This window comes from Microbacterium sp. ZXT2-5, from assembly GCF_055329545.1.
Genome location: NZ_JBUZWD010000001.1, coordinates 1816854 through 1829479 on the forward strand (window position 1 = coordinate 1816854; position 12626 = coordinate 1829479).

The following is a 12626-nucleotide window of genomic DNA, read 5'->3' on the forward strand; positions in this document are numbered from 1 at the left end:
GAGACCCCCATGCCCAACGGACTCATCGCCGAAGACAGCCTGCGCCCGCATCCCGAGGGGCTCGCGCTCACGCTCACGATCCCCTGGTACCGGAGCCTGTGGCTCTCGTCGGTCACGACTCTGCGCCTCACGGTCGACGGCGCCGACATCCCCGCCGAGGACCTCGCCTTCGAGCTCGACGGCACGCGGTACACCGTCGCCGAGCTGCCCGACCGGAGCGAGACGCTGTGGTTCCTGCAGCAGCATCCGCTCCTCATCGCACGGCTCGACCGGCCGGTGGAACTCGGCGAGCAGCACGAGGTCGAGATCTTCGGCGAGCTGCGCCTGCCGTACATGCAGATCGCGCCCGGCCAGGGCGGCGGACCCGGCATGTACGTGCCGAACATCGTGCGCCAGTCGTCGACGCTGACGGCGACCGACCGCGACGCGACGCCGGCGGTGACGGTGACGGATGTCGCACCCCCGCCGCCCGCCGCGGAGGAGGACCCGTTCCGCCTCGGCCTCACGCTCTACTCGGCCAGCGCCGAGTTCCGCGCCGGCTGGTACGACTTCGACGGGCTGCTGGACCGGGTCGCCGCGCTCGGCATCGGGCCGGGGATCGAGATCGTGGCGTCGCAGGTGCTGCCCACGTATCCGGTCGTGTCGGACGAGTTCGTCGCGCAGTGGCGGGCCGCGTTCGACCGCCACGGCTTCGACGAGAGCTCGTTCGGCGCGAACCTCGACATGGGCCGTCGCCGCGACCGCGACATGACGCCCGACGAGGAGTTCGAGTTCAGCGAGCTGCTGTTCCAGGGAGCCAAGAAGCTCGGATTCCCGCTGGTGCGGATCCAGAGCGCCAAGCCGGAGCTCCTGCGCCGCCTGCTGCCGGTCGCCGAGAGCCTCGACCTCCGGCTCGCCTACGAGATCCACGCCCCGATGGGGCCCAACTCGCCCGAGATCATGAAGGTCCGCGACGTGTACGCCGACCTCGACTCGCCGCTCCTGGGCTTCGTCGCCGACTTCTCCTCGACGATGCACGCGATGTCGCCCACCCTCCTGCGTGCGGTGCGCCGAGCGGGGCTCGACGACGAAGCCGTCGAGCGTCTGCAGCAGATCTGGGGGACGGATGCCTCGATGCGTGACCGGCAGCAGGAGTTCATCGCGTATCTCCAGAGCCGCGACTTCGATCCCGGCCGCCTCGGCTCGTTCGCGCACCTCGCGTTCAACATGCACGGCCACGTCGACCCGCGGGAGTGGGCCGACATCATGCCGCAGATCCTGCACGTGCACGCGAAGTTCTACGACATCGACGAGGACGGGCAGGAGCCCGCGATCGACTACCCCGAGCTCGTGCGCGTGTTCGTAGAGGGCGGCTACCGCGGCTACTGGTCGAGCGAGTGGGAAGGGCACGCGTTCGCCGAGCTGGGCGAGGTCGACCCGCTCCTCCTCGTCCGCAAGCAGCACGACCTCATCCGCCACTCGATGCACACCGTGGAGGCCCCGCGTGTCTGACACCGACATGAGCGGCGCGTCCCGCGGCTCCGCGTGGTCGTTCGGCGAGGATCTCCGCCTGCGCGAGAACGGCGAGCTGCGTCTGCTGCTCGGCGGGCAGGTGCACAACTCGTCGAGCTCGTCGACGGCCTCCATCCGCCGGTCCTTCGCGCACGCCCGGGACCTGAATGCGAACACCGTGCTGGCACCGGTGAGCTGGGCGCTGACCGAGCCGCAGGAGGGCGCGTTCGACTTCGCGCTCGTCGACGCGATGATCGAAGAGGCCCGGGGTCTCGGGCTCCGCCTCGTGCTCCTCTGGTTCGGCGCCTTCAAGAACGCCGCCTCGACGTACGCGCCGCGGTGGGTGAGATCCGACCAGAGCAGGTTCCCCCGAGCCGTCGTCCACGCCAAGACCCGGGGGAGCGCCTTCCACTATTCCGGGGTGATGCCCACCCCGGTGCTTTCGGTCTTCAGCGAGAACCTTCTCGACGCGGATGCGGCGGCGTTCGAGGCGTTCGTCGCGCACGTCGCCGACGTCGACCCCGGCGATGTCGTCGCGATGATCCAGGTCGAGAACGAGTCGGGACTCCTCCGCGACAGCCGCGACCGTAGCGACCTCGCCGAGGCGGCCTGGCGTCGCGACGTGCCGTCCGCGCTCATCGCCGCCGCGCGCCGATCGGACCCCTCGTCCCTGCTGCGTGAGCGGTGGGACGCCGGTGGCCGGCGCGAGGCCGGGTCATGGCGCGAGGTGTTCGGGGACGACTCGGGCGCCGACGAGATCTTCATGGCCTGGTCGATCGCCTCGTACGTGCAGCATCTCGCCGAGCGCGGGCAGGCCCGCAAGCGCATCCCGATGTACGCCAACGCGTGGCTGGGCCCCCAGCCCGGGAAGGACGAGCCGGGACAGTGGCCGAGCGGCGGACCGTCCAGCCGCGTGATCGACGTGTGGCGAGCGGCCGCGCCGGCCCTGTCGCTGGTCGGCCCCGACATCTACGTCGACGACGCCGACTCCGCGATGCGTGCCTACGCGACGGGAGACCAGCCGCTCTTCGTGCCCGAGAGCAGGCTGCGCGCGGGAGAGCTCGTGCGCGCCGTCGGCGGCTACGGAGCAGTCGGCTGGTCGGCCTTCGGCATCGACGGGGCGAACCCCGAAGGTCAGGTCGCGGCGGTGCTCGCATACCTGAGCGCATTCGAGACGACGATCGCCGAGGCCCAGCGACGGCGGCGCATCGGCGCCGTGGTGGTGGAGCCCGGGGCCCCACCGGCCGAGGCATCCGTCGGCGATCTCACCGTGAGCGCGCGCGGGCTGAACGACATCGTGCGCGACTTCCTGCTCGACGTGGGTGTGCAGCTGCCCGCGGGGCCGCTTCCGGTCCCGGACGAGACGCTGCCGGGTGAACCGGTGCCGACGCCCGGCGAACGACGCCCGTTCGCGCTGGTCTTCGCCGAGTCCGACGATGAGATCGTCGTCGTCGGACAGGGCGTGAAGCTCGACTTCACCGCGGCGCACGGATCGGTCGAGGTCGACGCGGTCGTCGAGCTGCTCATGGACGCCGGCGCCGTCGTCGCCGGCCGCGTGCTCAACGGCGACGAGCGGCTCCAGGTCGTGCCGGTGGATCGCGTCGGCGCCGCGCGGATCACGCTGCTGCGCATCGAGGCGGGGCCCCGAACGTGAGGGATGACGCGGCGACCTTCCGCAACCCCGTCCTGGGTGGAGACCGGCCGGATCCCGCCGTCATCAAGATCGGCGACGAATACTGGATGACCTACTCGTCGTTCGAGTCCGCCCCGGGCCTGCTGCTCTACCGATCGCGCGACCTGGTCAACTGGACGTACGAGTGTGCCGCGCTGCCCGAGCCGCTGGGCAGCACGTTCGCGGTCGACATCGCCGAGCACGACGGGCGCTTCTTCATCTACATCCCGTTCATCCCCGCGCCGTGGTCGCAGCTCACAGCCCCATCGATCTTCGTGATCCACGCCGACTCGATGGAGGGGCCGTGGTCGGAGCCGATCGATCTCGGAGTCCGGTGGGCGATCGATCCCGGGCACGTCGTCGGCGAGGACGGCACGCGGTACCTCTTCGTGAACGGCATCCGTCGCATCGCGCTCACCGATGACGGGCTCGCGACCGTCGGCGAGCTCGAGCAGGTGTACGACGGCTGGCGCTACCCCGACGAATGGATCACCGAGGCGTACGCGCTCGAGGGACCGAAGCTGTTCCGGCGCGGCGAGTGGTTCTACCTGGTCAGCGCTGTCGGCGGCACCGGTGGCCCGCCGACGGGGCATATGGTCATCGTCGCGCGGTCGCGGTCGGTCCACGGACCGTGGGAGAACAGCCCGCACAATCCCGTGGCGAGGACGACGGATGCCGCGCAGGCCTGGTGGTCGCGCGGGCACGCGACGATCCTGCCCGGTCCCGCGAGCGAGGACTGGTGGATGGTCTCGCACGGCTACGAGAACGGGTACCGCACGCTCGGACGGCAGATCCTGCTCGAGCCGATCGCCTGGACTGCGGACGGCTGGCCCGTCGGCGTGCTCGAAGACATCGGCGGAGACCTCACCGCACCGGCCGGCGCCGCGGCACAGCGCGCCCCGGTCGCGTTCGCAGACGACTTCTCGACACTGCGGCTCGGCGAGCGCTGGGCGTTTCATGCACCGTCGCCCGGCGAGGCGTCCCGGCTCACTCTCGACGACGGCCTCGTGCTCGCCGGAAGGGGCACGAACCCGGGTGACACGTCACCGCTCGCCGTCCTCACCGGCGACCACTCCTACGAAGTCGAGGTCGAGGTGGAACTCATCGGCGGCGATGTCGAGGGCGGTGTCCTCCTCTACTTCAACGACCGGCTCTTCTGCGGCATGGGCATCGACGGCGAGCGCATGCGCAGCTACGCCGGCGGGCACGTCACGCACTGGCGGGAGCCCGCGCCGGCCGTACGCCGCCTGCAGCTGAGGCTCCGCAACGACGCGCACATCGTCACCGGCTGGTACCGCGAGCCCGGCGGGGACTGGACGCGCCACGCGATCCGGTACGAGACGTCCGGCTACCACGCGAACACCATGGCCGACCTCCTGAGCCTGCGGCCGGCGCTCTACGCGGCCGGGGAAGGATCGGTCCGGTTCCGCGAGTTCCGGTACCGCCCGCTCAGCTGACGCGCAGCTCGACGGCCTGCGTCGACGCGAGCGTCGCGCCGACGTGGAGCCGGAAGAGGCCGGGCTCGACGACGAAGGCCGGGGTCGCGGCATCCATCGTCCAAAAGCCGAGCTGCTCGCGGCCGATCTCGAACCTGGAGACGACCGTCTCACCGGCGCCGATGGTGCGGCGCTCGAACGCGACGAGCCGGCGGACGGGCGGGGCGACGCTGGCCACGACGTCCTCGACGTACACCTGCACCACCTCGTCGCCCGGCCTGTCGGAGGTGTTCGTCACGTCGAGCTCCAGCACGACCGGCTCGTCGATCGCGCTCCCGGGCACTTCGGTCTGTGACAGGCGCGGGGTGCCGTGCGCGAAGGTCGCGTAGCCCGAGCCGTGACCGAACGAGAACTGCGGCCCGAGCTCGAGGTCGAGGTACTTCGAGGTGAACTTGTCCTCGACGTTGTCGGGTCCGTGGAGGCCGACATCGGTCTCCTCCGCCGTGAGCCTGCCCCCGGTCGACGCGGGACGCCCCGTGTGCTCGTGCGCGTGGTGGATCGGGATCTGGCCGACCGAGCGCGGCCACGACATCGGGAGGCGCCCCGCGGGGTCCTCGTTCCCGAGGAGCACGTCCACGATCGCGGCGGGGGCCTCCGTGCCGCCGTGCCACGCCACCAGCACACTCGGTGCGAGATCGATCCAGTCGCTCACGACGAGCGGGCGGCCGGCTTCGAGGACCACGATGAACGGGATGCCGCAGCCGGCGACCGCGCGGATCAGGTCCTCCTGACGCCCGGGGAGTCGGATGTCGCTCCGGGAGGCCGCCTCGCCCGAGAGCGCGCTGGGCTCGCCGACGCAGAGGATCACCAGGTCGGCCCGTGACGCCGCGTCGACCACGGCGGAGATGCCGGAGTCGGTGCCTGCGAGGAACTCGACCCCGGGCACGACCTCGAGCTCGACCTCGGGCCGACGCGTGCCGAGCTCGTCGGCGATGCTTCCCGCGCGGGCGCCGAAGTACTGCGTCCACGCGCCGAGGTGGTCGGTCGACTCGGCGTACGGGCCGGCGAGCAGCACGCGTCGCGGCGATCGAAGCGGGAGGGTGCCGTCGTTCTTCAGCAGCACCGACGCGCGGGCGGCCGCGCGTCGGACGAGAGCGCGCGACGCCTCGGTGGGCTCGGTGATCTCGGCATCTTCGTCGACGTAGGGCCTCTCGAAGAGCCCGAGCCGCTCCTTCAGGGTCAGCACACGGGTCACCGCGTCGTCGAGCCGCGCGGGGTCGAGCGCCGACAGCGCGCTCGGGTCGAGATCGGCGGGCGCGCCGCCCATCTCGATGTCGAGGCCCGCGCGGAAGGCGAGGACCACGGCCTCTCCGACCGTTTCGGCGACCCGATGCGCGACGAGGTTTCGCACGCCCTCGGCGTCACCGACGACCACGCCCGGGAAGCCCCACTCATCCTTCAGCACACCCGTCAGCAGGCGCCCGTTCGCGTGCATCGGCACCCCCGCGACGGTGTTGAAGGCCGCCATGACGGCTGCCGCACCCTCGCCGACCGCAGCGCGGAAGGGCTCGAGCCAGACGTTGCGCAGCTGGTGGTCCGAGGCGTCCACGCCCGCATAGTCGCGACCACCCTCGGGGGCGCCATAGGCCACGAAGTGCTTGGCCGTCGCCGCGATCGCGGTCGGGGACGAGAGGTCGTCGCCCTGGTAGCCGCGCACCATGGCGCGCGTCATCGTCACGGCGAGGTGCACGTCTTCGCCGAAGCCCTCGACCACCCGTCCCCACCGCGGGTCCCGCGAGATGTCGGCCATCGGCGAGAACGTCCAGGTCACTCCGCCCGACCGGGCCTCCGCGGCCGCGAGGGCGGCGAGGTCCCGAACCAGCGCGGGGTCGAAGCTCGCCGCTTGCGCGAGGGGCACCGGCGCGATGGTGCGCTGCCCGTGGATGACGTCGAGCCCGACGAGAAGCGGGATTCCGAGGCGGGTCTCCTCCACGGCCACGCGCTGCATCGCGTTCGTCGCCGTCGCCGACGGCGGCCAGAAGACGGAGCCGAGGCCTTCGCGCACGAGCTGCGCGGCATCTTCGTGCTTCGGGCGGAAGACGATCTGCAGCTGGCCGAGCTTCTCGGCGTCGGTCATCTCGGCGAGCAGGCTGCTCACGCGTGCGCTTCGTTCCATCGCGGCCTCCCAGCCGGTTCTCGAGAAAGGCATGCCGCCCGGGGCCGAGGCCCCGGGCGGCATGTCCGGTTCAGTGGTGCGGACTCAGCTGTCCCAGGCCGCGTCCATCTCCTCGAGCACCTGGTCGACCGTCTTCTGGCCGGTCAGGAGGCCCTGCACGCCGGTGCCGAGGGTGTCGTAGACGGTCGGGTTGGGCCAGGTCGCGTTGGGCAGGCCCGCGAAGGAGCCGGACTCCAGCAGGTCGCCGATGGGCTCGTAGACCGGGTTCACGTTGCCCGCGTTCGCACCCGAGATCGGCACGAAGCCCGACAGGTCGGCGAACTCCTCGAGCTGGGCGGGCTCAGCGAGCCAGTCCAGGAACGACTGCGCGGACGCCTTGACGTCGTCCTCAGCGGCCGCGTTGACGGCCCAGGCGTAGTTCGCCGAGGCGAGCGTGTACGCGTCCTGGCCGTCGGCCGGCGGGAACGCCTGCACCGTGAGGTCGAGGCCCGTTCCGGCGCCGATCGAGATCGCCGCGGAGCCGGGGACGGCCGCCGTGAGGGACGTCTGGCCGCCGATGCCCTGCGTGATGCTGTCGAACGTGCCGCCCGCGACGCCGTCCTGGAAGCAGCCGCTGTCGTTGAGCGTGATGACGTCGTTGAGCACGTCCTCCCAGCCGCTGCCGACGAACGTCACGTCGCCTGCGGCGCGCTGCTCGTTCCAAGCGGGGTCGGCCGCGTAGACGCGCGTCGCCGAGACGAGCATCGAGAACAGGCCGGTGTTGAAGGGCACGCCGCCGGCGAGCACGGTGAACGTCTTGCCGCCCTCGCGCGCGGTGGCGCAGGCATCGAGCAGCTCGTCGAAGGTCTCGGGGTAGGCCTCGATGCCGACCTCTTCGCCACCCGCGCCGTTGTAGATGAGCCCGACGGGCGCAAGGGCCGTCGGCTGACCGTAGATCTCGCCGTCGACCTCGTAGAGCGACTGCGTCCCCTCGGGGATGACCCCGGCCGAGGCGTCGTTGAGCGGCTCGAGGAAGCCCGCCTCGGCGAGCGTGACGACCGAGATCGCCTGCCCCGTGCCGGGGGCGAGCACCATCATGTCGGCGGCGTTGCCGGCCTGCAGCTGCGTGGTGACCTGCGTGTTGTACGCGTCGGAGGGGTAGGGGATCATCTCGATCTCGACCCCGGTCTCCTCGGTGTACTTCTCCGCCATCTTCGCGTAGTAGTCGTCCTGATCGTTGGCCTGGGCGACCATGAGCGAGAAGCCGACGTCGGTGGCATCGCCTCCGCCGTCGTTGCTGTCGCCGCCGTCGTCGGCGCCGCTGCCGGCGCAGCCGGCGAGGATGAGGACTCCCGCGATCGGGGCCGCGAGGAGCGGCCAGCGGAGCCGGGAAGCTGTGTGCTGTGGCATTTCGACCCTTTCGTGACTTCGTTGTCGCCAGCTCGGGCTGCTGGCTCGGCACCTGGCCGCGCCCTCACTCTGACACACATTGGCCAGTTTTCGACATTAGTATTGCTTATGCGGTGCAATAGCCCCGCTGATCCGCACATTCGCGCCGGTCAGGCCGGATTCTCGGTCACCAGGCGGACGGGACCTTCCAGCCCCGCGGGAAGCGGCTCGGCCGTGGGTTCGAACACGGCCGTCATCGGGGCGAAGATCTGGGCGGAGGGCCGGCGGGCTTCGGCGATGAGACGGTTGCGCCACGGGGTCGCCACCTCGACCTCGATCGTGTTCGCGCCCTCGCGCACCGCCGGTGTGGCGTCGACCCGGAAGGGCGCCGTCCATGCGACCCCGCAGTCGACGCCGTTGACGACCACCCGCGCGATGTCGTGGACGCGGCCGAGGTCGATCCAGACGCGGGCCCCTGCGTGCGGCTCGGCCACCTCGAACTCGGCACGGTAGACCGCCGTGCCTGAGAAGGCGCGCGCGTCGGCGTCGAGCTGCGTCCACAGCGCCGGTCCCGCCGGCAGGACGATCTCCGGCCGGCCGGGGAACGTGAGCGACCACGGTGCGCCCCCGAGCGGGACGCTGTGGACGGATGCCGCGCCCTCGGCCGCCGCGCCGGGCACCACGAACACCGACCCGAACGCCGGCAGGGCGATCTCGGCCACCGTGCGGTCGTCGGTGCGCACGCCGTGCAGCGGATCCGCCCGCAGCTGGACCGGATCCCAGATGCTGAGCGCGCCGACCTGCTCGGGCACGGAGATCCGGACCCGGACGTCCTCCGCCGCCGGGTTGGCCAGGAACGTGACCCGCCGACCGTCGACGATGCGCGCGATGGTGCGCACCGGGGGACCGGCGATCTCGAAGGCGGAGCGCAGGCCGAGCAGCGCAAGCGCCCGGGCGAGGTCCGACGTGGCGACCACCCGCCCGGTGTCACGGTCGGGTGCCCAGATCCCCTCGCGGAGGCGCCGGAACTCGACGTCGTCGTCGCCGAGCGAGGGCGAGGACTCCGGGGGAAGGCCCACGATCGTCGCGCCGGCGTCGAGGAGGCGCTCCAGGCGACGCAGCGTCGCCACGGTGAGTCGCCGGCTGGAGCCGCCCAGGAACAGCAGCCGATACCGCGCGCCCCGCGAGCGCAGGCCGCCGTCGGGGTCCACCCGCAGGAGCGCCAGGCCGTCCGGGCCGACGTAGTCGAAGTCGAACCCGTCCGGCACGGCGGTGTCGACCCCGTCGTCGAACAGGGCGGTGACCGGGGCCTCCTCGCCGACGAACACGGCGACGTCCACCGCGGGCTCGCCGGCCGAGAGCATAGCCGAGCAGCGCGCCAGGTAGTCGACCCAGGGCCGCGCCATGCCGGCCCACGTCTCGGTCGCGGTGAAGGCCTGCCCGAGGAACGGGGCCAGCGCGACGCCGGGCGGCGGAGCGGCGAGCGGCTGGTGCGGCGAGGTGTGGATGCAGAACCGGGTGACGCCCAGCGCGAGCTGGAGGTCGGCGACGTGCTTGAGGCTGCGGGGCGACGACGCCCACGGCCGGTCGAAGCTGGTGAACGCCTCGGCACCGGTCCAGCTCCTGCCGTGGACATGGGCGACGGATGCCGCGCCCTTGAGATCGGCCACGTAGGTCGGCCGCGGCCCGGACCCGGGATCGAACGTCCACATGGCGCCCATCGGCACATCGGCGTGTGAGCGCATGGCGAGGTCGTCCCCGAGCTGGGGGCGGCCGTCCTCGAGCGCCTCGGCGTAGTGGGTCATGCCCCGGCGGCCGGCTTCCGATGCGAGCGTGCCGTAGTACTCGGTGGCGAGGAGCTCGGCGAGCGTGCGGCGATAGTCGTACAGGAAGCGATCGGATGCCCCCGCCCCGCCCACCGGATAACCCGCGAGCGTCGGCAGCCACGGGGTCGGATCGTAGCCCCGCAGCTCGCGGAACCGCTCCGCGATGCCGTCCGTCCAGTTCTGGCTGCCGGCCTCGATACTGTCGCTCAACAGGGCGTCGAACCCCTCCGCCTCGAACTCGGCGAGGTGGCGCTGCAGATAGGCCGCGACCCGCGCGCCGTCGAGCTTGTCGACCTCGAGCCCCGTCGCATCCGGCAGCGCCGGCCCGTTGGTCTGGCCGGTGAGGGAGGCCCCCAGCCGCAGGATGCGCCACCGCCCGGGCGGAGCATCCCACTCCAGCCGCCCACCGTCGACGAGCGCGGTGAGGTCGTGCACGTCCGCGACGCGCACCGCGGCGGCATCCGCCCGCGCGTCCGTGTCGACGGCGTAGTAGTCCGGCACGACGGCGAAGCCCGCCTTCGCCTCGGCGTGGTGGATGCGGCCACCGGCGCGCAGCGCGAACTCGGACACGAGGAACGCGTCGCTGCGGCGCAGCACCGGCGGGACCCGCACCCCGTCCGCGACGGGCGGGAGGGCCTCGGCCGCGCTCGCGCCGGAGAGGACGAGCCGGAACCGCCGCGCTGTCACGGGCGCGAACGCCGCCGTGCGGGCAGGCGACGTGGTCGCCGCCAGCGTGGCGACCGGCCGGAAGTCCGTGCCGTCGTCGCCGGCCTCGAGCACCGCCTCCGGCGGCGGCGCCGCGCCGAAGCCGCGGGGGCCCGGCAGGCCGACGGTCACCGAGCGCACGGTCACCGGGTCGTCGAACTCCAGCTCGAGCCAGGCGGACGACCAGGCGTCCGGGTCGCGGGGGAGGGCGAGCGCCGTCTCGAACGATCCGTCGGTGAGGCAGGCGACGTCCTCCGCAAAGGCCGACGCGCGGACGCGGTCCGGACGCAGCACATCGTGGGCGGCCTCGGCCGGGAAAGCGAGCACGCGCCAGTCGGTCGCCCAGGGCTCCCGCCCAGCGGCCCCCCAGCGGGGGGCGTCCTGGAAGAGCCCAGCCGCGTCGGGAAGCGGCGGCAGCACGACGGTGCGCCGGCCACCGCCGTCGACGACCGCCTCCGACCACACCAGCTTCTTCATGGCATCCGCCGGATCCACCCACGGACCGCCGCTCGCGCTCCAGCCCGCCGAGGTCGCCACGGCGAGCTCGAGCCCGAGCTCCGCCGACGTGCGCACCGCGGTGTCGATCGCCTCGTGCCACGCGGCCGACCCCGGGCGGACCGGCTCCGGCACGACCAGCGGAACCCCCATGCCGCCGTCGAACAGCTGGACGCCGCGCACGCCGACGGCGTGGAGCCATGTGAGGTCGCGGACGATGCCGTCCGGGTCGACGTTGCCGTCCATCCAGTGCCACCATGCCCGCGGCCGTGCCGCATCGGGCGGGTCGACGAAGTCCCGCCACAGGTCCGAGGGAGTCGGCATCGACGGCGTCGCGGGCATGCCCTCATCCTCTCCGCCGCCCGCTGCGCGGAGCCGCCTGCGCCACTTATATCCGATATCGCTAAAACTAATGTGTGCTTTCGACGCAAGTGTGTGAGGGTGGCATCAGCGCCGCCGAAGTCGCGGCGCGTGACGACGAGGTCAGAGAGCAGATGACAGTGACGATTGAGCGCGATGCCACTCGCACCCTCACGGTGCCTCCCGATGCACGCCGCACCCCTCGCCCGCGCGGCCGCAAGCCGCTGATCAGCTACGGGCACTGGTGGTGGGCGCTGCCCGCGATCATCCTCGTCATCGCGGTGCACTACGTCGCCACCCTCACCGGCGGCTTCTTCGCCTTCACGAACTGGACGGGCCTGGGCGACTGGGAGTTCATCGGCCTCGACAACTTCGTGCGCATCTTCAACGACCCGCTGATGGTCGGCGCCGTGCTCAACACGCTGTTCCTGGCGTTCGGCTCGGTCATCCTGACGAACATCCTCGGGCTCGGGTTCGCCCTCGCGATCAACCGCACCCTCAAGACGCGGTACGTCCTGCGGACGCTCCTCTTCCTCCCGGTGGTGCTCAGCCCGCTGGCGGTGGCCTACATCTGGAAGTTCATCTTCCAGTTCAACGGACCGCTCAACGGCTTCCTGGCGGCGATCGGCCTGGAGTCGTGGCAGAAGGTGTGGCTGGCGGACCCCACCTGGTCCATCTGGGCGATCCTGCTGACCGTCGTGTGGCAGCAGACCGGCTTCGTCATGGTCATCTACCTCGCCGGCCTCGCCTCGGTGCCGGTCGAGATCGAGGAGGCGGCCGCCCTCGACGGGGCCAACATCTGGCAGCGGTTCCGGCACGTCACGGTGCCCGCGATCCGCCCGTCCATCGCCATCGCCACCACGCTCGGCATCATCCAGGGCCTGCGCATCTTCGACCAGATCTTCGCCCTCACCGGCGGCGGCCCGGCCGGCGCCACCGAGACGCTCGCGACGCAGGTCTACAAGCAGGCCTTCTCGCTCGGCCAGTTCGGCTTCGGCTCGGCGCTCGCCCTCGTGCTGACGCTCATCATCCTCGTCTTCGCCATCCTCCAGCAGTACGCCACCCGCGACCGCGACGCCGTCGGAAGGGCCGCCTGA

At 71.8% G+C, this 12626-nt stretch carries 7 protein-coding genes; 4 read left to right on the forward strand and 3 right to left on the reverse strand.

All coding sequences use genetic code 11. The features are described 5' to 3' along the window. Positions 1–9 precede the first annotated feature (9 nt). The 3 genes from ACZBH1_RS07970 to ACZBH1_RS07980 are packed head-to-tail and all read left to right on the forward strand — an operon-like array spanning position 10 to position 4620. The gene (locus ACZBH1_RS07970) at positions 10–1491 is read left to right on the forward strand and encodes a C-glycoside deglycosidase beta subunit domain-containing protein (RefSeq protein WP_463646060.1); all 1482 of its coding nucleotides are present in this window, start codon (positions 10–12) and stop codon (positions 1489–1491) included. Next, a complete protein-coding gene (locus ACZBH1_RS07975; protein ID WP_463646061.1) occupies positions 1484–3145 on the forward strand; it encodes a DUF5597 domain-containing protein in 1662 nt (553 codons plus the stop codon). The genes ACZBH1_RS07970 and ACZBH1_RS07975 overlap by 8 nt, the downstream gene beginning before the upstream one ends. Next, on the forward strand, positions 3142–4620 hold the full coding sequence (locus ACZBH1_RS07980) for a family 43 glycosylhydrolase (protein ID WP_463646063.1): 1479 nt from the start codon (positions 3142–3144) through the stop codon (positions 4618–4620). Before ACZBH1_RS07975 ends, ACZBH1_RS07980 begins: the two co-directional genes overlap by 4 nt. On the opposite strand, the gene ACZBH1_RS07985 is transcribed toward ACZBH1_RS07980, so the two are convergent. The 3 genes from ACZBH1_RS07985 to ACZBH1_RS07995 form a co-directional block, all read right to left on the reverse strand. Continuing rightward, on the reverse strand, positions 4613–6775 hold the full coding sequence (locus tag ACZBH1_RS07985) for a glycoside hydrolase family 3 N-terminal domain-containing protein (protein ID WP_463646064.1): 2163 nt from the start codon (positions 6773–6775) through the stop codon (positions 4613–4615). The genes ACZBH1_RS07980 and ACZBH1_RS07985 overlap by 8 nt on opposite strands. 84 nt (positions 6776–6859) lie before the next feature. Next, the gene (locus ACZBH1_RS07990; RefSeq protein WP_463646066.1) at positions 6860–8164 is read right to left on the reverse strand and encodes an ABC transporter substrate-binding protein; all 1305 of its coding nucleotides are present in this window, start codon (positions 8162–8164) and stop codon (positions 6860–6862) included. A gap of 149 nt (positions 8165–8313) precedes the next feature. Beyond that, the gene (locus ACZBH1_RS07995; protein ID WP_463646067.1) at positions 8314–11511 is read right to left on the reverse strand and encodes a glycosyl hydrolase; all 3198 of its coding nucleotides are present in this window, start codon (positions 11509–11511) and stop codon (positions 8314–8316) included. A 152-nt stretch (positions 11512–11663) separates the two neighbouring features. Here ACZBH1_RS07995 and ACZBH1_RS08000 point away from each other — a divergent pair, with 152 nt between their 5' ends. After that, the gene (locus ACZBH1_RS08000) at positions 11664–12626 is read left to right on the forward strand and encodes a carbohydrate ABC transporter permease (RefSeq protein WP_336394307.1); all 963 of its coding nucleotides are present in this window, start codon (positions 11664–11666) and stop codon (positions 12624–12626) included.